This window comes from Dongshaea marina (genome assembly GCF_003072645.1).
Lineage (GTDB): Bacteria > Pseudomonadota > Gammaproteobacteria > Enterobacterales > Aeromonadaceae > Dongshaea > Dongshaea marina.
Genome location: NZ_CP028897.1, coordinates 4,765,245 through 4,786,044, shown reverse-complemented (window position 1 = coordinate 4,786,044; position 20,800 = coordinate 4,765,245). Strand labels below are relative to the sequence as shown.

The following is a 20,800-nucleotide window of genomic DNA, read 5'->3' as shown; positions in this document are numbered from 1 at the left end:
TGTCAGGGCAACATAGATTCTCCGCGCCATAGATCGCTTTGTTGTTCTCGTGCGCGGATCAGATGAGACTGCTGGCCATCAACCATGACTTCAGCGGCCCGGCATCGACTATTGTAATTGGAGGACATCGAAAAGCCATAGGCTCCGCTGCCACAAATTGCCAGAAGATCATCCTGGGTGATGCTGAGCTCGCGGTCCTTGCCGAGAAAATCACCACTCTCGCAGATAGGCCCCACCACATCATAGGTGGCCAGCGGTGAGTCATTATCCCGACTCAGCGGAATGATCGGCTGATACGCCTGGTAGAGGGCGGGGCGCAGCAGATCGTTCATCGCTGCATTGGTGATGGCAAAGTTTTGCAGTCCGTTGTTCTTGATATATTCCACCCGGGCGATGAGAAGGCCTGCATTGGCCACTATGCTGCGTCCGGGTTCAAAGATGATCTTGACCCTGCGTTCACCGAGGCGCTCGGCGATCGCCTGCATATACTCAGCGGGTGCCGGCGGGGTTTCCTTATGGTAGCGAACCCCCAGCCCTCCTCCGAGGTTGAGCCAGGGCAGTTCGATGCCCTCCGATGCCAGCTCATCATAGAGCTGAAGCAGGGTTTCGAAGGCATGGATGAAGGGGGACACCGAGGTGAGCTGAGAGCCGATGTGGCAGGACAGCCCACGAAGTTCCAGGTGGGGGTGCTCCAGGCAGAGCTGGATCAGGGATTCGAGTTCATTGTTGGGGATCCCGAACTTGTTATGCTTCTTGCCCGTGGTGATATAGGGGTGGGTCTCGGCATCTATATCCGGATTGAGTCTCAGGGTGACCGGAGCGGTTTGTTGTTTGTGTGCCGCACGCTCGGCGATCCGTGTGAGCTCCTGGGTCGATTCGACATTGAAGCAGCCGATCCCGGCATCCAGGGCGTAGTCGATCTCCTCGCGGCTCTTGCCGGTGCCGGAGAAGATCACCTTGTCCGCGCTGCCGCCGGCTTCCAGCACCCGGGCCAGCTCACCACCCGACACAATATCGAATCCGGCCCCCAACTTCGCCAGCAAGTTCAGAATCGCGAGGTTGGGGTTGGCTTTCACCGCGTAGCAACATCGGTGGTTAAACCGGGCGGCGCCATCAAATTGCAGCCAATTTTGCTCAATCGCCTGGCGAGAATAGAGGTAAAGGGGAGTCCCATGTTGCCGGGCAAGTGGGGCGATCTCCAGCTCTTCGATGCTGAGCTGTCCGTTCTCGTTATATGCAAATGGCTGCAAGATGATTACTCCTTCTGTTGGGGGGTGTCCTGCTGAGGTGGCGCCTGGGTTTGAGTCTGGGGCTGGGTTGCCTCACTCTTTTTCGCGGGAGGTGGCATATAAAGGGGGCCTTTAAGACCACAACCGGCCAGAGCAAAAACGGCAAAGAGGGCTGTCACCATCAGTTTGATGCGCATAGAGGTTTCACTATCCAAAAACAATCGAACGCTTATAATCGCATTGATCGAGAGAATTGCAACAGGATAAAACGCGATGAATGATAGTGAATTTCATGCGCTGGCCGATCATCTGTATCAGTTGATCGAGGAGCGGATCGATGAGTGTGGTGTGGATATCGATTATGAGACCAGTGGCAAGGTGATGACCCTGGAGTTTGAAAATGGCTCACAGATGATCATCAATCGTCAGGAGCCCCTGCACCAGATCTGGCTGGCGGCTAAGTCGGGTGGCTTCCACTTTGATTACAAAGAGGGCCGCTGGATAGATAATCGCAACAACCGCGAGCTGAGCGAGCTGATGGCCCAGTGCTGCAGCGAGCAGGCCGGTGAGCCGGTTGAGCTTGGAGAGCTATCATGAATAATCTGCGTCCCTACATGCAACACACCCCAAAGCTCGGGGAGCGGGTGATGGTTGATGAGAGTGCGGTGGTGATCGGCGAGGTGACCCTGGGCGATGATGTCAGCATCTGGCCCACCGCGGTGATCCGTGGCGACGTCAACTGGGTGAAAATTGGCGATCGCAGCAATGTCCAGGATGGCTCTGTGCTGCATGTGACCCACTCCCAGGGGGAAGGGGATCCCGGTTATCCGCTGATCCTGGGTGAAGATGTCACCATAGGGCATAAGGTGGTGCTACACGGTTGCACCATAGGTAACCGGGTGCTGGTCGGCATGGGCGCCGTGGTGCTCGATGGCGTGGTGGTGGAAGATGAGGTGCTGATTGGTGCCGGCAGCCTGGTGCCACCGGGTAAACGGCTTGAGAGCGGCTACCTCTACTATGGCAATCCGCTCAAGCAGGCGCGGCCGCTGACCGATGCCGAGCGGGAGCACTTTAAGTATTCGTCGGAGAACTACGTACGGCTTAAGGAGCAGTATCTGTAGGTATCGCCTTACCGGCATGGGTTTCAGCTCGCTGAGCTGATGCCCTGCGGGCGGGATAAGGTTTGACCTGCGGTCAGTTTCTTTGTGCCTGCGGCACAATTGTCCGGGCGTGGACAGCGTGAATGCTTATCTGTCCTTCGGACTGATGTTATGGCTTCGCCATATTGTCGGGGGTGCCCGACGGCACCTTACTTTTGTATCGTCAAAAGTAAGCAAAATCTCACTACGCATACGATGTTCCCGACATCGAGCTTCGTGGCTCGGCGTCCTGCCTCGAAGGAATGAAATCTCTTAAGCCTTGGTTAGGGCTTTCTTAAGGGGAGCATATCTTATCGTGTTGCGGGCCTTATTGATTTTTTATATAAGACAGTACAAACTTGTGGAGTTGAATCCCTGTTTGTACTGTCTATATCTATCATTTCTGATGAACGCTAGGATTTATGGCTATCTACTTTGTTAATGATCGAGGACTAAAACCTCAAGTAGTTTAGATAATCCAAACTCATTGCCCTGACTATTTATATTTATCCTCTGGGCTCCTAAAACTGGATATGCGCGAGCTATACCCATTAACCCGTGAGGCTGTCTCTTCTACACATCTCAAGAGCAGGGGAACTTTCTGAGCATAGAGTGATCTGATCATCGTATAATCCCGTTTCAAGGTACTCATACGATGCAGATTTCTCCCCATGATCCCCAACGCTGGGCCCAGCACATCTTTGGTTCGGCACAGCTTGGAGACGTGCGGCGTACAGCCCGGTTAGTCACACTCGCCAGCCATTGTGGTAGACATGTGGGGAAATCTTTGGCCGCTTCCTGTGAGGGTGACGATGCCCTGCTTGAAGGCAGCTATCGCTTTATCCGTAATCCAAAGGTCGAACCAATGAAAATACGTCAGGCTGGTTTTGAAAGGACAGTTGAGATAGCCCAGGATATTCCCGAACTCCTGGCTCTGGAGGACACCTCTTCATTAAGTTACAAGCACCAAGCCGCTTCGAAGCTGGGGAAATTAGGAAAGAAGGAGGATAAATCAAGAGGATTCTGGGTGCATTCCCAGTTACTACTCAATGCCCGAACGCAGCAAACGATAGGGTTGGTTCATCAGGAGTGGTGGTTGCGGCCGGATAACCCTGAGGATGCAGACGAGAAAGAGAGTGGTAAGTGGCCCGATGCGTCAGCCCTTTGCCGACACAGGATGGGAGCGCTGATGTCCCGGGTGATCACCGTTTGTGATCGAGAAGCAGATATCTTTGACTATCTCAAGGATAAGAAGGAGCACCAAGAAAGATTTATCGTGCGGGCAAAGCATATGCGCAAAGTGGAAGAGTCCGGACTCCCTTTAGATGAACATCTGCGCTCCCAAGCTTCCCTGGGCGGATATGAGCTTCATATCCCTCAAAAAGGGATGGTAGATAAGCATGGGAAACGGAAGAATCGGCCGACTCGCAAGGCGAGGCTACAAGTCTTTAGCAGCTCATTGACCCTCACTCAGGGGGCAGAACTCTCACCCTCAACGCAGTACTGGCTGAAGAGCTGGGTCAGCCTAATGGTGCAGAGCCGATCCGCTGGCTTCTGCTGACCAGCGAGCCAGTTTCAACTCTGGAAGAGGCCCTGAAAGTTATCCAGAGCTACACGGCCAGATGGCGAGTGGAGGATTTCCACAAAGCCTGGAAATCCGGTGCAGGTGTAGAAGAGCTAAGAATGGGGTCGGTAGACAATCTGGAGCGAATGGCGTCGATACTTGGCTTTTCAGCGGTTCGGCTGATGCAGTTGCGGGAGAGTTTTACCTTGCCACTCAGCCTGAAGAAGCTGGGCCTGATTAAAGAGGCGAAGGAGGTCAGTCAGATAAGTGCGTCACGAGTGCTTACCGGAGAAGAGATTAAGCTCTTGATCTTGCTGCGCAATAAGAAGCAAACGTTCGAACCGAGTTTGGAGTGGGCTTACCAGGAGATTGCAAAGCTGGGAGGGTTCAATGATACCAAACGAAGCGGGATCGCAGGCTGGGATACTCTCTGGGAAGGTTGGAATCGACTTCAGGATTATCTTCGAGGATTTATGGTTGCCAGAGAGGCTATGACTTCAGGCTTGGAGATCTGATCAAGAGACAGCCCGTGAGGTGAAGAATAAAAATCAAGGAACTCATCATTTTTAAACTTAGGTTGAGGATGTAACATTATAACTGATTTAACTGGACTCTTGCCATTAGCATCCCGAATTCCATAGCCATATTTAATGCTGCAAGTAGGGAGTTCATCTCTAAGTACTATATTTTCCTTACGGCATTTGGCATCTAATATTACAAGTTCTCTCTCTTCAGGGGTATCGTAGTCAATATCAATTACGATATCTGGGCGTCGACCTTTTATCACATTTATATCACAACTCCAAATGCCATGCTCTGATATACTTTTATATCTAGGCGATGGGTATGTTGGCTCATATAATAGTTTTGCTCGTCGACCTCTAATGCTACCATCAAATAATCCGTTAGAATTACTAGAGCCATTATTTTTTAACCAGCTGTCAGTTAACAATACAGTGTAGTATTCAAATAGTAATGGTGTTGAATTCACAGAGCTTAAAACATGTTTTTCAATCCAGTTTATATGGCGGACATTTAGCCATTCTTTAATATGTTTAATTAGCAGTGCGTAGTGACGGTTGTTTTTAATTTTTTCAGTAACCACTAAGCGATGAGGTGATTTAGTTGTGGGGACATGTTTATTAAATGCTCTCAATATTTTCTCTGCATTTTCAACGCATATTTTTGCTCTGTGGGCATATTTGGCTGTTGCAGATTTGATGCTTTTGTTTGATACATCATAAAAGCTGACGTAACCATCCCGGATTGCACCTGATGAATAAGAGATCCTTTTTTTGGGGTGGGTTTTACATTGGTTGTAGATACGCCTACTTTCAGCTACCAGTTTTTTTAAGTAGAAAGCTATTAGTTGATTTTCATAAATATCCATGCTCTGATATGGAGAATTAACTCGTACGTCTGGCATACCTTTCCAATGAAAACCAAACTTAAATAGGCCGTCATTTTCACATGTTGCATCCTGACCTAACCCAGCATGCTCACCAATCCATTCAGTTGATAAATCATCTATTAACTCTGCCTTTGGGTTGTAAATTACTCTAGGATTTGAACGTAGACTTGTGATAGGTCGACTGATAACTTTCCTTATAGCTAAGTCAACTTCAGACAATGATTTTTCTAGCCGATCAAGTAAATCTGCTGGCGCGATTCCATCTTTAGTTAACTTTGAGCCGAAAGATGTTGGACTTAACGTCTCCAAAATGTATTTATCAGCTGTATTAGATATATATTTCAGCATCGACTCTGCTCTCTCAGCTGTTATCCTTCGACCATGTATATTTATGGGTTCGAATAACTCAATGACTGAGTCATTATCACTATTAGAAAGCTCAATGGCTAAGTTTGCTACTCCAAAAAAATGCAGAAAAAGAGCATCGTAGCCAAACTTTCTATTATGACTTGGCATCCATTCAAATGATGTTATTGGGGAGTCGGAGTTCACCAATCTACCAGCAATCTCAATAGATTCAATAATAAGCTTTGCGGATTGATACTCTCCTTGACAGCTTAACCTGAATTTTATTTGATCAGTCTCGAGAATTTCAGCAACAGCGGGCTGTATCCTCTGATCACCAATGGGATTGAGAGTGATTGACTCCCAGTCACCCTCAGATCTCTTTAAGTTGAATAGTTCCAGAATCATATAAATGCTCCGGATTTTATAAAAATGAGTAGCTTTGTAAGTAGCTATCACCATCCTCAAGGATTTTTTCCATAATTTTTGCGCTACGATCTAAGCAGTTACTTCTGGCTTGCTCTATCATTTCCAATATAGCATAGCGTACTTTTTCGCCCTCACCATTGAGATGAGGTAGTACAAATTGAGACATTGCAAAATCTTGTGCTAGAGCCTTATTGTCAACCATTATACTGCCAGCCACCCTTAGATAACTTGTAATTGCTTGTTGCTTTCGGCCATTAATCTGGAGCGATTCTCTTAGTGCAGGGGCATTTTTAATTCCAATGTTAATAATATTATGCAAGCACTCAGCTAAATCATCACCATTGCATCTGTCATCATTATCTGCAGAACGACCAAATATTCTTTCCATCATGTTTGCACTTAAGACACCATCAAGTTCAGTTAGCTCGCCACCAAGCGTATCTTCTGTACTGATATCAATATTATCCATGCAGATCACTGGCGCTCGGCTAAGTAGGCGAGGAGACAATGGCTCAGTAGTGCTATCATTATTTACAGTAGCAATAAATCGCAGTGTGTTATTGCGAGCAGGATGTATAAATCTCTTATCGCCACTTATGCCTGTATCAATTGCACGGTCCATCCCTTCTTTATCAGTTAAACCAATAAAATCACTCCAGTAATGCTCAATTGGTGAAAGGTTCGCTTCATCAAGAAGAACTATTCGTGGATTTTTGGCTTCTTCTTTTTCCCCATTAATCAAGAATTCATAAAGTCCTGTTCTAGCGGGTTGGAATATATCTCTAAGCCCATTATAAAACCCGATAAGATCGCGAGAGCTTGACCATCCTCGTGCAACTGGAATATTCAAAAAATCAGAGTTGTTTAATCCGTTTCCTCTTTTATGAATACCAAGAGCATTCGCAAGATTAATAGCTGTAGATGTTTTTCCAACCCCAGGGCGGCCTTGTAATATCATCATAAGGTTTTGTTGCATGCAAATTAACAGATTAGCAACTTCAGCCTCACTAAGTTCACGGCCATCCATATCATTAACTGACTGTGTTATCGTATGAATGAAGTTAAGAGTATTTTTATGTGTTGGTTTAAATTCACAAATTGATGATTCTGGTCGATACTCCTGAATGGACTTTTCTTGAGTTGAAGTCCTTTGAGAGTAACCTAAAGTGTCCATTACAGCATGAACTTCTGTAATTTTTTCGATCATGCTTTCTGGATCACCTAAGGTCCGTTTGCAGTGACGGATTGCTATTTCTAATCTTTCCTTATCTCGGCTTAGGTCTTTCAATTCCTGATTTACTTGATCAAGCGTTACAAATCTATCATATTTTTTTTCAATTATTGAACACTCATCTTGTAATTTTTTTATTTTGCTTTCTAATGACTGCTGAGCTTCTTGCAAAGCCTTGTTTTTTGATAGGAGCTTATTCTCAACCTCTTCTTTTGTCTTGGATAATTTATCTTTTTGTTCAAGAATCTCTTTATCTATATCGCTTAACTCTTTTTCCTTCGTATCTAAAGCACTCTCTATTTGTTTCAGCTCACTGTTTTTTTGCTTTATTAGCAAGTCACTGGACTGAACTTGCTTGTTAATAGAGTGTTTTTTTAGTGCCTCTCGCCCTTGATTAGTTTGGATGTATTCATCAAGTATATCTATCCATGTTGCATGATATGAATCATCAGAGCTTAGAAGGTCTATGGCCCGTTCATATCTAGTTGAGCTGCTTAAGTTATTCTTTTTTTTCTTAAGGAACTCCTCTAGACCCCGTTTAACCTCCCCAAGCTTTGAGTTTGATATTAATTTTTTGTTGTTGCTTATTTTTATTTCTGATATGAACTTCATCAATTGAGGTGCTGATATGTAATCAATAACATTCCAGATTTCACTCATGGTTGATGCATAGAGTTTAAGGCTGCTAACGTATGTTCTTATCTCACCATTAACTTCTGCATCTCGCATTATGTCAGCTTTGCGTATTTTATTGAAATCAACAACAGTGATATGATGATTTGGTATTCTTATGCTTGGGGTTGTATACGGAGATGCAATATACTGACGATTGTTACCATTAATCTGTATTGTAATTTCAAATGGACCGTGAACTTCATTGGTTTTTTTGTCATTTATAAAATAAACGCCGCGTTGAAGATCATCTCCTGACCAAGTCAACTCACCAGTGTTAATATCAGGTAGGAGACAATCAATTACTTGGATTAATTCATTTCTTATGCTCGATACTTTTGTTGTACTTGTGCAGCACCACTCAACAAGCCCATCTGAGGAGGTCGATTCATCTGCTGAATTTCTTGAGCGAGAGATCCCATTGATACGAAACATTTCTCCTGGCTGATACTTTGATTCAATAGCATTTTCATAGTCGTTAATTATCCAGCACTTTCCGCTAGGGAATATGTCTGGATCTAAAGCTTGAATTTCATTTTGTTCATCAAAGTAAAACAAAATGTTTACTATTCCACCGCCTGATTGGTTTTTTCGGTCTTGTGTGGCTATGATGCTGTATTGTTTTTGTTGTAAATCAACGAAACTGTTCATTGTTTATTGTTGTCTCTTGTTTTAAATTTAGGTTAATTAATTGGAAGTGAATTCGAGATCACTTCTATTTGAATAAAAAATAATCGCTCTGGTAAAAGGCAATGTTAACAGGGTTGACTTGTTAGAAAACTGTTTTTCTTGTGATGTTTTTGTTTTTTTCTGGAGCATAAGGATAGAGGAAAGGTTTCTTTAGTGATAGCGTTGGGGGAATCTCCCTACTTTATCCTTTATGCAATAACTAAAAATCCTGTTTGAAATATTATAGAAAAAATCCATCATTCCTGCTAGAGGTATAACTTCATAGCTGCTATTTACATTTGGATTATCTATTGAGTAGATCCTCTATTGCATTTGAAGTTTAATTATTCCGACTAGTTTGAATGGTGGTCTTAGTTTCCCATTAGTGATGCTAAGGAAGTCTGTTGAGAATTGAATTTAAGAAGCAGGGAGCAGCTGCGACCTATCACTCACGTTTCACTAGCATCTACTTCGATACCTTACTGTCGAGCTTGGGGTGTTCTTTGAGAAGGTTAATCAGTGGGAGAAACAGGGGAGAGGGCAGCTCATCGGATTTAACCACTGCCACTGCTTACACTTGTGTAGCTCTAGCTTCCTGAATCTGTACTAGTTTTCTTGGGTTATCCTATCAAGGTTTAGGTGGTAGTTATTGGTATGGGGCGGGTTTGTGGTGCCGTCTTTTCCTTGCCGCCGAGGGGGATGGTGGCGATGATCTCCGTTTTATGGCTCAGGTTATAGTAGTCATGAATGACTAAATCGACCTCGGTGATCTGCAGGGAGCCCAGAGGCTGATTCCTAAGTTTCTGGTTCAGCTGCAGTAGCTTGAGAGGTTGGGTGAGTTCATCTTTAAAGCGGCAGAAGGTGATGTGTGCGATCCTGGACTCGAAACGCTCCTGATATAGGAGTTTCAGTGCGGTAAGCTTTTCGCGGATCGCGGTTCGAATCTGATGGAGCTTCAGGCCATCAAACCCTTTCATTAACCCGGCCGAATCGGTAAATAACACTCCTTCCAGATCGATTTGAAATGGAGCGATCTCCCGGAACAGCTCTACCATCGCCTTGCGGTACTGGTTCAGGGCGTCGCTCGAAATTGAAAAGCCCGAAACCGCTGGAAAGATGTCAAACAGGGTGATGTGGAGATCTCCTTGAGGGTAGAGGTACAGATAGTCCTCAAAGGGCTTGTAGTCAGAGCATATCGACGGGTAACTTTGAAGCTGGGCTCCAACATGAAACAGCAAGGTTAAGCCAATCCGGTTATCTTCACTCTGTCGTTGTAGCCAGGGGTCGACCGCTATGTATCCCTGAGCCAGTTTTTCAGCATGTGACTTTTCAATCTGTTCGAAGTTGAGCTTTATCGCTTCAAATGCCTGATCCATTAATCCTTGGTTCCTTTGATTTACCAGGGACGCTACCGCCAGGGCTATGGTGGTTCCATATCCCTGCGCTGTCCCGGTTTTCCGGGCGAGATTTTATCAAGGATTCGGATGGGTATTGTTGACCTGCATCTACTCTGAGAGTGTTGAATACGAAATACTTGGCAAGATTTAAAACCATCACCAGCTCTCCTGAGGGGAATTGAAAAGAGGCAGCTCTTACCTATAAACGACCTTAAAGTGCTCCAGTACAAGAAGCATCTCTTCGCTGGGCTCGATCCCGAGCTCCTGGCATTCCAGGGAGAAAAACTCCCAATGAGCTTTTTTCCACCAGGCCAGAGTCTTGTCTCCCTCACCTTCTGCTGCAGCAAACTCAGGTGTGACCTCGTTATATTTGCACTTAGTAACCGAAGTGATCTCGACGATGCACACAGGCTCACCACTCCAGTTGGTCACCACCAGAAGGTGCCCCGCCTCTGGCATTGGCTCACCCTTATGGCTATACCAATAATCCATGCTGCATGTTGCGCGCTTCTCCCTACGCACAATCAGCTCGGCACAGAGGTTGGCGTTGTGCTCATCCGCGCAAAAATAGTCTGAGCTAAAAGAGGAATATTTTTCAGCAACTTTGGTAGGTAGCGACTCAAGGTATCGTTGTAAATAAGCTTTGCTTCTATTGTCCATGTTATCCTCGACACTGGATTTAAGTTGCAACTAATCCGGGGTGTTCTTTAAGCAGATTGGTTAGGGGCAGGAACAGGGGGGTAGGGAGTTCGTCGGGTTTGAACCACTGCCACTGCATGCACTTGTGCGGTTCCATGAGCTGGGCTTCGCCTCCATCGCAGGAGGCGGTGACAAACAGCGTAATGTAGTGCTTTCCCTCTTCCTCGAATATATCGTTGGTAAAGCTTAACTTCTCGATCGAATAAACCTCTAAGCCGGTTTCTTCCAGCACCTCACGCCTTGCGCACTCCTCGATGCTCTCGCCCACCTCCAGGTGGCCACCCGGCGTCGCCCAGGTCCCGGCACCATGGGCACCGATGCGCTCCCCAAGCAACACACAGCCGTCTCGCAAGATAATCACCCCAACTCCCACTCGTACTTCTCTATTCATTCTTTCTGCTTCCCTCTTTGATCTGACTTGCGAAATGTTGTTTTTAGTCTGTTATGCCTGCGATAAAACTTGCTCGATGAATATAGACTTCCTATTACGGTATTCGTTGTGTGACATACCTTCGCACGATTTCTTAAGATTGTTGTATTGATTGACCAACGTTGGGTCAGAACACAGTTTGTCCCGAAAAACCAAAAAGAATTCAAACTTTGAATCATTTGCAACGACTTGAAGAGCGATGTTTTCTGAATCTGATTCCAGCATACAGAGCTCAGGTGTTCGCAATGTCTCCAGCTTTTCTCGAAAACCTAAGCTTGTAAGGGTAAGTACTGCATTTTGGTGATCATCTCTATGGACACCAACAAAAATATCCAGATCGCCCTTGGATATGGCTCCGGGAATGGATGAAGAGCCAATATGTTCAACTCTTGCGTCAGGCAGCAAGTTGAGCACCTGAGTTTGATAATAAATAAACTTCTTATGGCACCATGTTTGATATTGATCCGCGTGATGAAAGTCCATACTTCCTCTATAAGGTAAAGCTTTGTGTTCAGAGGTGAGGCGTACCATACCATCTCCCAGATACATCCTAATCGATAAATCAACAGCAATACCAACATCTTCTATATTACGAGTCACGATACACCCGTGACGAAAAGGACAAATCAAAGAGAGTTTTTTTAATTCTCTCCGTCAGCGAGTGCCGAAGCGAGCGGGATTGATTGAGTGAAGTTGGAATGAGGGGATAGGCTCCCCTCACGGCAAAAGATCATAGAATAGGGATCCAGATCTCTCCCTCAATCTTCTCCCTGGAGGCGATCAGCTCCGCAGCTTCCTCCGGGGTGGAGATGTTTGGTGAGTTTTTGAGCCACTGGATGTGACTTCCTTCGGCAACCCTGTATTGAAGGCCCTTAGTTGGCAGCCAGTCACTATAGATAGCCTCAATGAAATCCCTGAGCCGATCTCCGATAATACAAAAGGGGAAGGCAAGGTAGCGCTCCCAGTGGATCTCTGTACTCTCCAGGCCCTGAGGAAGCTCCTTTGCCTTGCTGACCGTCATTCCAGAAAACCAGTCAAATACATCTTCGCTTTGTGCATCCTTGATGATTTGAAGATATCCGGGAGCTGCCTGATCTTTGATCTCAGAGAATCTTGCCCATAACTTAGGAAGGAATGTACTGATCAGGAACTCTCTTGGATTTTTATCTCCGGTAAAGCGGTGGGATGCCCCAATAACCGTTAGTGACAGATTGGTCTCTTCCTTGGGGGTAGGAATCGTAATATTCATGGTTGAACTCCAAGTAATTGGCTGTAACAGGTTGAGCATTAAGAGGCTTTTATGAAGGCGAAATTCTCTGGGAGTAATGCCAAACTCTGCCTTGAATGCTCGGCTAAAAACCGCATGGGAGTCGTAACCCACCTCGAGAGCGATACTTAAAATATCTGAATCTGTACTTGCAAGTAGCTTAGCGCTTTCGCTCAGGCGTCTTAGTCTCAGATAGCGCCCCAGGGGATAACCAGTCAGGTAATTAAACACCCGGGAAAGATGAAAAGGGCTGATCGCACAGGCATGTGCAATATCCTCGACACGGATATCTTCAGCCAGCTTTTCCTCGATATAGTTAAGGGCTCTGTTAATGGGTTTCATTCATGTCTCTCATCGCAGTTGAGCCTCTATCATGACGATCCCCGGAATCCGCTGCTTTGCATTTCTTGCTCACTTAACAAACTTTAGTCTGAACAGAGGGGTTGCTGTAGCTCCATCAGGCGGCGTCACCAATTCACCACGGGCTATATGGAGTGTGACATAGTCGTTAGAAGGCAGGGCTTTGTCGAGCAGCCTGGTGGTCTGGGGGGATCTGTGCTGGCGAGAGTGACTGTTCCTCGACAGCCTGTTTAAAACTGAGTTTTTGTGCCGTAGGACGAATTCATAGACTTTCTGCTACTGCTTCATTGTTACCTCTTGGGTAACTCTTAATTGAGCTATTGATTATTGATAGGGAAACGGATGTGACTACAATATCCAATACAATTTATTTAGAGATATAAAGTAATGAATCATGTTGAGATAATTAAGCAGTATCGGGAGTATTTTAAACAGAAAAATATTCAGGGAGCGCTGGAGCTGGTTTCTGATGATGCAATATGGCATACGGATAATGCGGGTGGTGGCTGGAGCGGTACCCATGAGGGGAAGGAGGCGATACTTCAGCATCTGAAAAATATCGGGAAGGAGTGTCAGCTCACAAGTTGGGAGACTCGCTCGATTTTCCCATATAATGAAAAGCAAGTCATTGAGACCGCTTACCTTAAGTTTAAATTTCTTGCCACAGGTGAGGAGTATGAATCAGATGCGGTATGCTTTTTTAATATTGAGGAGGGTAAGATAACGCGCTATAAAATATATGAAGATGAGCAGAAGCTTATCGATTGTTATCAGCGTGTTCTTTCTGCTCAGAAGTCCTAAGTTATCTATATTCATGTTTAATAGTTCACAGCTCGGAAAGTGATAGTCAATGTGGATATGGCTTGATATTTATATCGAGTCATGTCGCCCTTTAACACAGGAAATATTATGCATCAAAAAATTGCTGCTAGCGGTTATTTTCCCCCTGTCTACATCCTCATATTTCTTTATGGTTTTGCATCGTTTGTTTCTGTATTGTTGGCACCATCATTACCAGAGATTATTCGGGTCTTTCAAATCTCCTCTGCAAAAGCTGAATGGGTGATGTCGGTGTTTCTTATCGGCTACGCCATTGCGCAGCTAGTGTTTGGCCCTATATCTAACCACTATGGTCGTAAGACAGCGGCCCTGGTTGGCATATTGCTGGCACTGATCGGCAGCCTGATGCAACTGGCTGCGATCTTCTATCTCAATTTTGAGCTGTTGATCTGGGGGCGCTTGATCAATGCCTTTGGTGCCGCTTCCGGTTTGGTGCTGGGCCTGACTATGGTTTCAGATGTACACCAGGGAAGCGAGTCTCGACGCGTACTGGCGATCCTGACCCTGATGCAGGCGTTTCTGCCAGGAGTGGCGATCTTTATTGGTGGTAGCCTAACTCAGCTGTTTGATCTAAAGGCATCTTTTGAGTTCCAGTTGCTGTTCAATCTGTTTGTGTTGGGGTGCGTCTTTTTGCTTAAGGAGACGCTGCCGGCTGAACAGCATCAAAAGGTGCATGCCGGGCGGGTTATTTCGGGTTATCTGAAAGCCCTGCTGCAACCGAGCTATTTTAGCTATGTGGCCCTGGTTTGTGTGGCATCCGCCTCTATCTATGTGTTTAACTCTTTCGCCCCTGTCGTGGCACAGCAATATGCCGGGATCAACTCGCAGCAGTTTGGTGAACTGGCCTTTATCACCTCCTTTGGTCTGTTCTTTGGGGCCGTCATCGTGAGTAAATTTAGTCACAAATATGCCGGGGGGAAGTTTTTAGCTATTGGTATCAGTTTGATCCTGCTGGCATCCGTGCTTCTGTTAGCCGCATTTCATGCCGGGATCATTAATATCTATTCCATATTTGCTCCGGCCTTTATTCTGTTTATTGGTATCGCTTTTGTCTTGCCCAATGGCTCTATGATGGCTCTTTCTGGCGCCCACAATAGTGCTTTGTCTGCGGGCTTGCTGTCATTTCTGACCCTGTTAACTGGAGCTGCGACGGTATTTGTTGCAGGTAACTATATCGGTGAATACTCACTTGTGTTACCGCTAACACTGATAGTTGTCGCTATTATTGGAGTTCTGCTCTCTCTGGTGACACGCAGCAGAAATAAAGCCTACTCAATGGAAACAACAGCTTAATATATATCTGGAACGATTGATTAGTCAGCATTACGGGAGTTACTTGTTATTTGTTGTATTAATTTTATTTTTTATGGAGAGAGTAATGATGAATCCATTTGATTTTAAACATACCAATACCTTGGTGCTGGGTGGCAGCTCCGGAATCGGTAGAGCTATCGCTGAGAGTTTTATCCAGCATGGAGCAAGGGTTGCGATAGCATTAAATCCGTCGCTCGGCGGCACCCATTATCCTTGGTGAGCGTGGCATGCGATCCTATACAGCGCGTCAGTGTCTGTTTCACAGGGCAGATTAAGTCTCAATCTCTATAGATGCTTTGGGATCGAAATCAGGGTTGAGCTCAAGTCTCTCATAGCCTCTCGGGTTGCAGACCACCCGGGTTTTCCCGATACAGATATCCACACTGTGATGGACATGACCATGGATCCAGGCTTCGGGCTGATTTCTGAAGATCACCTTGGATAGATCGCTGGCGAAAGCCGGAGCGAGTGGGTCTTCCCGGTAGTCAAACTCAATCGATTTACGGATGGGGGCGTGGTGAGTGATCACCACACTGGGGTCGCCCCTGTCCAATTCAGCTTCGATAAACAATCGATGCTGGAGATGTAGATCGAGGGCATGGTAGGTCGAAAAGAGGCACTGCTCATCTTCGAAGGCGATCTTGATCAGGCGATGATCATTCATCCGCTCCTGAGCATGCTGCATTGAACTCGCCTGCCACTCATCTTTGTTAAGCAGGTAGTCCGTCCAGAGCGTAGCTCCAATAAATCGCACCCCATCAATGACCACAGATTCCTTATCCAGAAGCTGCACACTGCTACCAACCAGCGCCTTTTTCCATACCTCAACGGTGTGATAGAGCTCCATGCCATAAAACTCATGATTGCCAAGAACCATCAGGGTGGGAGTGCCCTCGGTTTGCTTTAGTAGCCAATCAAAGTATCGCCGATCCGTTAAGCCAACATCGCCCGCTAAGATCAGCAGATCAGCCCCTATGTCGCTGATCTGGTAGTCGATCTCCTCACGAAAAAATTCGATGTGCAGGTCGCTCTGATATTGGATCTTCATTCGGTTAGACCCTCAGCAGTGAAGGCTGTAGAGAAAAACACCACTGTATGGGTCAAATTTTAGTCCCGCCGGATCGGGATGACAATTTCACCCAGGCACACAATAGAGAACCCAAGAGAGGCTTGTTAAACACTCCCCTTGGCATCCAATCAACTAATATCCAGAACCGAGATATGTGTTAACTCCCCGTCAGCGAGCGCCGAAGCGAACCGTTGAGGATTGAGGCTGAGCGGCATGGATGCCGTGAGAGCTCAGCCAGTATAGGGACATACTGTCTGAGTTGTGCCCCAATCCTTAGGTGAGCTGAGGGCTGAGCGAGGTGCAGGGCGCGAGAGGATTCTTAAGGAGAAAAGCGCTTTCTCCTTAAGGTGCCGTCGGGCACCCCCGACAATATGGCTAAGCCATAATTATCAGTCCGAAGGACAGATAATTATCCCCGCTGTCCGCGGCCGGACACTGATTCTGCAGGCATAATAAAACCGATCGCAGGTCATTTAACCATTACCACTGTTTCCCTCATGGAAAAACACTTCATCACCCCAGGGGCTTGCATGGGCTGCTCATCGGATCGAGACTGAAGGCTCGAAGTTACAACTGTGCCGGGTATGACTCATCCCGGTGATGGAAAGATGAGATGAAAGATTACCGGGAACTCAGCTACCACAGCGACGATAACCTCACCCTTTATGCCCGCGACTACGGTAGCCCTGATGCCAGGACCATTGTGCTCTGTATGCATGGTCTGACCCGCAACTCGGCGGATTTTGAGAGGCTATGCCTTGAGCTTAAATCCGAATACCGGCTGATTGCGATCGATGTGCGCGGGAGGGGGAACTCTGAGTATGACTCTGAGATCGGTAACTACCATCCCGCCCGCTACGTACAGGATGTCTATAGCCTGATAGAACTGCTAAAGGCAGGGGGCACAAATCTGGATAATCTGGTGCTGCTCGGAACCTCGATGGGGGGATCATGGCGATGCTGATGGCGGCGCAGCAAAGATATCCTTATGCGGGGATCATCCTCAATGATATCGGCCCCGAAATTCACCAGGAGGGGTTGGCCCGCCTTAAGTCCTATGCGGGTAAGAGCAGCCCGGTTAAAAGCTGGGAGGATGCAGCGGCGCAAACCCGACGGCTCAACGAGGTGGCCTTTCCGCACTATAGTCAGCAACAGTGGCTGCGCTTTGCCCGCCAGCTCTATGCCGAGAACGGTGAGGGAGTACCGGTTCTTAGCTATGATCCCGGTATCGCCACCGCCATTGAGCGGGATCCGAACAGTGCGGTGCCAGAGGATTTGTGGGATCTATTCAGGGCGACCCGGGAGTTTCCGACCCTGCTGATCCATGGAGCGATCTCCGATATTCTGCACTCTGATTGTGTCAAACAGATGCAAAAGGAAAATCCTGCCATGCGGGTCGCCGAGATCGATGGGATTGGCCATGCACCCATGTTGGATGAGCCCCAGTCTCTGTCGGCGATCCGTAAGTTCCTGAGTGACAAGCCGGATAGATAAATATGCTCAACCGGGCTTCTTCGGCCTGATCGCTGTTTAGGCTGCCTAAGCTATCTTAGGCAGCCTAAACAGCGATGGCAGGAGCAGGGGATAATTTTGTGGGGCTATCTTTAGTTGGGTTTGCTCTGCTGCTCTCCCGGCAACAGCACCTCTTCTCCTCCGGGGTAAAACATCTCAAATGCATCGCCGATATGGTTACAAAACAGGTGGATGAGCTCCCTGTTTCTTTCATCACTGAGGGATTCACACTTAGAGCCACAGGCATACAGGATATGTTCTGCCCCTGATCTGGAGCAGAAATATACGAAGAAGTGGTCATCATAAACCATGATGGACTTATTGATCCTCACCTCGGTGAGCTCCCTGTTGAATCGGTCTGACAGCCTGAGGTCGTCACAGTTTTTACTGCTGGCGAATTTACCAATTCCCGCCAACACCTCTCTGGAGAGGTAATCATCGTCGGATCTTCTGTCTTTCATCTTGAAATAAAGTGCATCGCTGCCGAGATTGAGCAGTACCACCATCTGTTGCAGCACGTGTGATGAAAAATCCTTAATGGCGTGTGAGTGATAGATATGATGGGCTGACTGGATTAACTTTTTTATGTTCTCTTTGGTGTCTTCAATAGACAGCATATCCCGATAGGAGCGCAGGGCGATGTAGATGGCGGTGATGAGCTTTTTCGAAGTCAGCTCAGTCTTTTCTTTATAGTCGTTAATATCATAATTAATGACAGTATCCAGCTCGGGGGCTTGTCCGGGCTGCCCGGTGCGCAGGGTAATTCGGGTGAGGCGATTGTTAAGAGATTCCCGAATATACTTAGCAACCTCCAGCCCTTCATGATCGGTTTCCATGACCACATCCAACAGCACCAGAGCGGTGTCGGGGTTGTCTCGCAATATAATCCTGGCATCTGCACCCGAGTAGGCGTCCAGGATCTCCAGCTTGCGTCCGAAAAACGATTTACCTTTGAGAACCATCTGGGTCAGGGAGTGGATGTCGTCTTCATCATCAACCACTGCCACCTTCCAGACCGGCTCATCGGTAAGAGTTGCTAAGGGTCCGGTATCTTCAAAGCAGGCATCAGTCATCTTGGAGGCTCTCCGTCTGCACTACATTAAGTTTAGTGCTTTTGCTCAAAAGGACATAGGGACTCAGGGCGATTAGGAGGCCGTGATTTTTGCTATATAAGTTTGTTATTCGCAACTGATTTCCTCACCCTTGCGGTGGTTGAGGGGGCTTTTACTGAGCAGGGTTACCTGCAGTTGGTTAAAAATTGATTGCCTTAGTTGTATTAGTGTAATAGCATGCTAGTACATTAATACAGGCGCTCGGCGTCAAACAAAGCATTCGATAAGATGAGTAATCCAGATCAACTCCTTGAAAAACTCTATGCCACCATAGCCTCGCTCGATTCGGCCGAGGAAGCAAAACAGTTTTTAAACGATCTCTGCACCCCCCAGGAGCTCAGTGATATGGCTGACCGCTGGCGGGTTGTCCCCCTTCTGAAAGAGGGCATAGCCTACCGGGAGATCGCCAAACAAACCGGCGTCAGCGTTACCACTATCGGCCGGGTAGCCCGCTCCCTCAATCATGGCGAGGGGGGTTATGAGCTGATGTTTAACCGCCTCGAACAGCATCATCGACATTAAATCTCACCGCAGTTTCTAAGCCGCTACGGCTTCATTTTTCCAGTTTTCTATCGGGCAGCTCACAGGGAGTGACTGGTGTCATTCGGAGCATGCCTGGGCTTTCTTTTATGGGTGAAAAAGATGATGACGAATAAAAAAGGTAAAAAGGCGCTCAGCGTCTTCTCTTTGGTGATGATCAATGTGATCGCGGTCGACAGCTTGCGTTCTTTGCCGATCAGTGCCGAATACGGACTATCCCTGGTGTTTTACTATATTGCCGGGGCTTTGTTGTTCATGATCCCGAGCGCCCTGGCAGCGGCGGATATGGCAACCGGCTGGCCACAGAACGGCGGCATCTATGTCTGGGTGCGCGAAGCGTTCGGCAAGCAGGCAGCTTTCATGGTTGCCTGGATCCAGTGGCTGTATAACATCATCTGGTTCCCCACCATACTGTCGTTCCTGGCATCGACCTTCTTCTATATCTTTGAGCCCAAGCTTGCCACCGATAAGGGGATGATCTTTATCGCCATCCTGGTACTGTTCTGGCTGGCGACCCTGGCTAACTGTTTCGGGATGCGGGTATCCGGCTTTATCAGCACCCTGGGATCTTTGTTTGGCACCATATTGCCGATGTTGCTGATCATAGTTCTGGCAGCCGGTTGGCTGATGATGGGCAAGCCGCTGGCGATCGATATCAGCTGGCACAACGCCCTGCCTGATCTTAGCCAACTCAATAATCTGGCGATCCTCTCGGGGATGCTGTTTGGCCTGGTGGGGATGGAGATGTCGGCGATCCACGCTCAGGATGTGGAGAACCCCAAGAAGGACTACCCCAAGGCGCTGCTCTATTCAACCCTGTTGATCTTGGGCTGCTCGATCCTCGGCTCGCTGGCGGTAGCCCTGGTGATCCCTCAGGATAAGATCAACCTCTCGTCGGCGGTGATCACCTCCTTCTCCATCTTTTTCGCCAGCTACAAGATGTCCTGGATGATGCCAATCATCATGGTGTGCATCATTCTGGGGGGATTCTCCGGTGTCTCCGCCTGGATCCTGGGGCCCAGTAAATGTATTCGTCAGGCTTGTGATGATGGTACCGCGCCTAAATTCCTGGCCTGGAGCAACAAGCAGGGAGCCCCGATCGCCATGTTGCTGGCCCAGGGAGTGCTCTTTACCCTGCTGGCAATGGTATTTCTGTTTTTCCCCGGGTTTAACGCCTCCTACTGGCTGTTGACCGCAATGACGGCCCAGGTCTCAGTAATTTTTTACCTGTTCCTGTTCGTAACCCTGATTAAGCTTAAGTTCTCCCGTCCCGAGGTGCCCCGGGGCTATGCGATTCCCGGAGGCAAAACCGGTACCCTGATCGTCGGCGGAGTAGGGATCCTGACCTGCTTGTTTGTGTTTGCACTGGGCCTGTTGCCACCGGCACAGATCCAGATCATGAGTAAGCAAGCCTATGAGACATTGCTGGTGGGAGGAATTGTGCTGGTGTGTGTGATCCCGCTGCTGATCTGCTGGGTTCGTTCACGGATGAACTCGCGCCGCGAGTCCTACGCCGACTACCCTGTGCTGGCTCAGGAGGCTTAAGGGGAGAGCAGGCTCAGAGCACTCTC

The 20,800-nt window shown here is 47.4% G+C and carries 20 protein-coding genes and 1 pseudogene; 10 read left to right on the top strand and 11 right to left on the bottom strand.

Features of this window, described 5'->3' with window-relative positions:
• Nucleotides 1-2: 2 nt before the first annotated feature.
• Nucleotides 3-1,250 (bottom strand): diaminopimelate decarboxylase, encoded by a 1,248-nt coding sequence (gene lysA, locus DB847_RS22400; RefSeq protein WP_108652656.1) that lies wholly within the window; start codon nucleotides 1,248-1,250, stop codon nucleotides 3-5.
• 5 nt (nucleotides 1,251-1,255) lie between these two features.
• Nucleotides 1,256-1,426, bottom strand: coding sequence for an LPS translocon maturation chaperone LptM (gene lptM, locus DB847_RS26790; protein ID WP_108652655.1), 171 nt, complete (start codon nucleotides 1,424-1,426; stop codon nucleotides 1,256-1,258).
• A 76-nt stretch (nucleotides 1,427-1,502) separates the two neighbouring features.
• On the opposite strand from lptM, the gene cyaY reads away from it, so the two are divergent.
• From cyaY to DB847_RS22380, 3 genes and pseudogenes are all read left to right on the top strand, one after another.
• Nucleotides 1,503-1,826, top strand: a complete 324-nt coding sequence (cyaY, locus tag DB847_RS22390; RefSeq protein WP_108652654.1) for an iron donor protein CyaY — start codon at nucleotides 1,503-1,505, stop codon at nucleotides 1,824-1,826.
• On the top strand, nucleotides 1,823-2,350 hold the full coding sequence (locus tag DB847_RS22385) for a gamma carbonic anhydrase family protein (protein ID WP_108652653.1): 528 nt from the start codon (nucleotides 1,823-1,825) through the stop codon (nucleotides 2,348-2,350). Before cyaY ends, DB847_RS22385 begins: the two co-directional genes overlap by 4 nt.
• A 673-nt stretch (nucleotides 2,351-3,023) precedes the next feature.
• Nucleotides 3,024-4,447, top strand: a pseudogene (locus tag DB847_RS22380) (IS4 family transposase).
• Here the strand turns inward: DB847_RS22380 and DB847_RS22375 are convergent.
• The 7 genes from DB847_RS22375 to DB847_RS22340 all read right to left on the bottom strand — a co-directional run bounded on the left by DB847_RS22375 (nucleotide 4,390) and on the right by DB847_RS22340 (nucleotide 12,824).
• Complete coding sequence (locus DB847_RS22375) at nucleotides 4,390-6,096, bottom strand: DUF2357 domain-containing protein (RefSeq protein WP_108652652.1); 1,707 nt, start codon at nucleotides 6,094-6,096, stop codon at nucleotides 4,390-4,392. The pseudogene DB847_RS22380 and the gene DB847_RS22375 overlap by 58 nt on opposite strands.
• A gap of 16 nt (nucleotides 6,097-6,112) precedes the next feature.
• Entirely contained in the window at nucleotides 6,113-8,671 is a 2,559-nt protein-coding gene (locus DB847_RS22370) for an AAA family ATPase (RefSeq protein ID WP_108652651.1), read from the bottom strand.
• 653 nt (nucleotides 8,672-9,324) lie between these two features.
• Nucleotides 9,325-10,065 (bottom strand): 2'-5' RNA ligase family protein, encoded by a 741-nt coding sequence (locus DB847_RS22360; protein WP_108652650.1) that lies wholly within the window; start codon nucleotides 10,063-10,065, stop codon nucleotides 9,325-9,327.
• Nucleotides 10,066-10,281: 216 nt separating this feature from the next.
• Nucleotides 10,282-10,746 carry an ASCH domain-containing protein gene (locus DB847_RS22355; RefSeq protein ID WP_108652649.1) on the bottom strand — a complete coding sequence of 155 codons (465 nt, stop codon included), beginning with the start codon at nucleotides 10,744-10,746 and terminating at the stop codon, nucleotides 10,282-10,284.
• Nucleotides 10,747-10,765: 19 nt separating this feature from the next.
• Nucleotides 10,766-11,176, bottom strand: coding sequence for a nucleotide triphosphate diphosphatase NUDT15 (locus tag DB847_RS22350; protein ID WP_108652648.1), 411 nt, complete (start codon nucleotides 11,174-11,176; stop codon nucleotides 10,766-10,768).
• Nucleotides 11,177-11,227: 51 nt separating this feature from the next.
• Nucleotides 11,228-11,815: a GrpB family protein gene (locus tag DB847_RS22345; protein WP_234418460.1), complete on the bottom strand. Its 588-nt coding sequence runs from the start codon at nucleotides 11,813-11,815 to the stop codon at nucleotides 11,228-11,230.
• 130 nt (nucleotides 11,816-11,945) lie between these two features.
• Nucleotides 11,946-12,824, bottom strand: coding sequence for an AraC family transcriptional regulator (locus DB847_RS22340; protein WP_108652646.1), 879 nt, complete (start codon nucleotides 12,822-12,824; stop codon nucleotides 11,946-11,948).
• A gap of 405 nt (nucleotides 12,825-13,229) precedes the next feature.
• Between DB847_RS22340 and DB847_RS22335 the strand changes: the two genes are divergently transcribed.
• The 3 genes from DB847_RS22335 to DB847_RS24605 all read left to right on the top strand — a co-directional run bounded on the left by DB847_RS22335 (nucleotide 13,230) and on the right by DB847_RS24605 (nucleotide 15,216).
• Entirely contained in the window at nucleotides 13,230-13,643 is a 414-nt protein-coding gene (locus DB847_RS22335; protein WP_108652645.1) for a nuclear transport factor 2 family protein, read from the top strand.
• Nucleotides 13,644-13,751: 108 nt separating this feature from the next.
• Nucleotides 13,752-14,975 (top strand): MFS transporter, encoded by a 1,224-nt coding sequence (locus DB847_RS22330; protein WP_159084799.1) that lies wholly within the window; start codon nucleotides 13,752-13,754, stop codon nucleotides 14,973-14,975.
• Nucleotides 14,976-15,060: 85 nt separating this feature from the next.
• Nucleotides 15,061-15,216 (top strand): hypothetical protein, encoded by a 156-nt coding sequence (locus tag DB847_RS24605; RefSeq protein WP_159084798.1) that lies wholly within the window; start codon nucleotides 15,061-15,063, stop codon nucleotides 15,214-15,216.
• Nucleotides 15,217-15,267: 51 nt separating this feature from the next.
• On the opposite strand, the gene DB847_RS22325 is transcribed toward DB847_RS24605, so the two are convergent.
• The gene (locus DB847_RS22325) at nucleotides 15,268-16,044 is read right to left on the bottom strand and encodes a metallophosphoesterase (RefSeq protein WP_108652643.1); all 777 of its coding nucleotides are present in this window, start codon (nucleotides 16,042-16,044) and stop codon (nucleotides 15,268-15,270) included.
• A gap of 634 nt (nucleotides 16,045-16,678) precedes the next feature.
• Between DB847_RS22325 and DB847_RS25235 the strand changes: the two genes are divergently transcribed.
• The gene (locus DB847_RS25235; protein ID WP_199911662.1) at nucleotides 16,679-17,029 is read left to right on the top strand and encodes an alpha/beta fold hydrolase; all 351 of its coding nucleotides are present in this window, start codon (nucleotides 16,679-16,681) and stop codon (nucleotides 17,027-17,029) included.
• Nucleotides 17,017-17,559 carry an alpha/beta fold hydrolase gene (locus DB847_RS25230; protein WP_199911661.1) on the top strand — a complete coding sequence of 181 codons (543 nt, stop codon included), beginning with the start codon at nucleotides 17,017-17,019 and terminating at the stop codon, nucleotides 17,557-17,559. Before DB847_RS25235 ends, DB847_RS25230 begins: the two co-directional genes overlap by 13 nt.
• Nucleotides 17,560-17,669: 110 nt before the next feature.
• Here the strand turns inward: DB847_RS25230 and DB847_RS22315 are convergent, their stop codons facing one another.
• On the bottom strand, nucleotides 17,670-18,650 hold the full coding sequence (locus tag DB847_RS22315; RefSeq protein ID WP_108652642.1) for a DUF3369 domain-containing protein: 981 nt from the start codon (nucleotides 18,648-18,650) through the stop codon (nucleotides 17,670-17,672).
• Between the two features lie 267 nt (nucleotides 18,651-18,917).
• Here DB847_RS22315 and DB847_RS22310 point away from each other — a divergent pair, with 267 nt between their 5' ends.
• Both DB847_RS22310 and DB847_RS22305 read left to right on the top strand, forming a co-directional pair.
• Nucleotides 18,918-19,211: a YerC/YecD family TrpR-related protein gene (locus DB847_RS22310; RefSeq protein ID WP_108652641.1), complete on the top strand. Its 294-nt coding sequence runs from the start codon at nucleotides 18,918-18,920 to the stop codon at nucleotides 19,209-19,211.
• A gap of 120 nt (nucleotides 19,212-19,331) precedes the next feature.
• Complete coding sequence (locus tag DB847_RS22305; RefSeq protein WP_199911660.1) at nucleotides 19,332-20,774, top strand: APC family permease; 1,443 nt, start codon at nucleotides 19,332-19,334, stop codon at nucleotides 20,772-20,774.
• Nucleotides 20,775-20,800 lie beyond the last annotated feature (26 nt).

Coding starts and splice junctions, on each gene's coding strand:
- lptM (WP_108652655.1), bottom strand. CDS start 1,426: ATGCGCATCAAACTGATGGTGACAGCCCTCTTTGCCGTTTTTGCTCTG.
- cyaY (WP_108652654.1), top strand. CDS start 1,503: ATGAATGATAGTGAATTTCATGCGCTGGCCGATCATCTGTATCAGTTG.
- DB847_RS22385 (WP_108652653.1), top strand. CDS start 1,823: ATGAATAATCTGCGTCCCTACATGCAACACACCCCAAAGCTCGGGGAG.
- DB847_RS22375 (WP_108652652.1), bottom strand. CDS start 6,096: ATGATTCTGGAACTATTCAACTTAAAGAGATCTGAGGGTGACTGGGAG.
- DB847_RS22370 (WP_108652651.1), bottom strand. CDS start 8,671: ATGAACAGTTTCGTTGATTTACAACAAAAACAATACAGCATCATAGCC.
- DB847_RS22360 (WP_108652650.1), bottom strand. CDS start 10,065: ATGGATCAGGCATTTGAAGCGATAAAGCTCAACTTCGAACAGATTGAA.
- DB847_RS22355 (WP_108652649.1), bottom strand. CDS start 10,746: ATGGACAATAGAAGCAAAGCTTATTTACAACGATACCTTGAGTCGCTA.
- DB847_RS22350 (WP_108652648.1), bottom strand. CDS start 11,176: ATGAATAGAGAAGTACGAGTGGGAGTTGGGGTGATTATCTTGCGAGAC.
- DB847_RS22340 (WP_108652646.1), bottom strand. CDS start 12,824: ATGAAACCCATTAACAGAGCCCTTAACTATATCGAGGAAAAGCTGGCT.
- DB847_RS22335 (WP_108652645.1), top strand. CDS start 13,230: ATGAATCATGTTGAGATAATTAAGCAGTATCGGGAGTATTTTAAACAG.
- DB847_RS22330 (WP_159084799.1), top strand. CDS start 13,752: ATGCATCAAAAAATTGCTGCTAGCGGTTATTTTCCCCCTGTCTACATC.
- DB847_RS24605 (WP_159084798.1), top strand. CDS start 15,061: ATGATGAATCCATTTGATTTTAAACATACCAATACCTTGGTGCTGGGT.
- DB847_RS22325 (WP_108652643.1), bottom strand. CDS start 16,044: ATGAAGATCCAATATCAGAGCGACCTGCACATCGAATTTTTTCGTGAG.
- DB847_RS25235 (WP_199911662.1), top strand. CDS start 16,679: ATGAAAGATTACCGGGAACTCAGCTACCACAGCGACGATAACCTCACC.
- DB847_RS25230 (WP_199911661.1), top strand. CDS start 17,017: ATGGCGATGCTGATGGCGGCGCAGCAAAGATATCCTTATGCGGGGATC.
- DB847_RS22315 (WP_108652642.1), bottom strand. CDS start 18,650: ATGACTGATGCCTGCTTTGAAGATACCGGACCCTTAGCAACTCTTACC.
- DB847_RS22310 (WP_108652641.1), top strand. CDS start 18,918: ATGAGTAATCCAGATCAACTCCTTGAAAAACTCTATGCCACCATAGCC.
- DB847_RS22305 (WP_199911660.1), top strand. CDS start 19,332: ATGATGACGAATAAAAAAGGTAAAAAGGCGCTCAGCGTCTTCTCTTTG.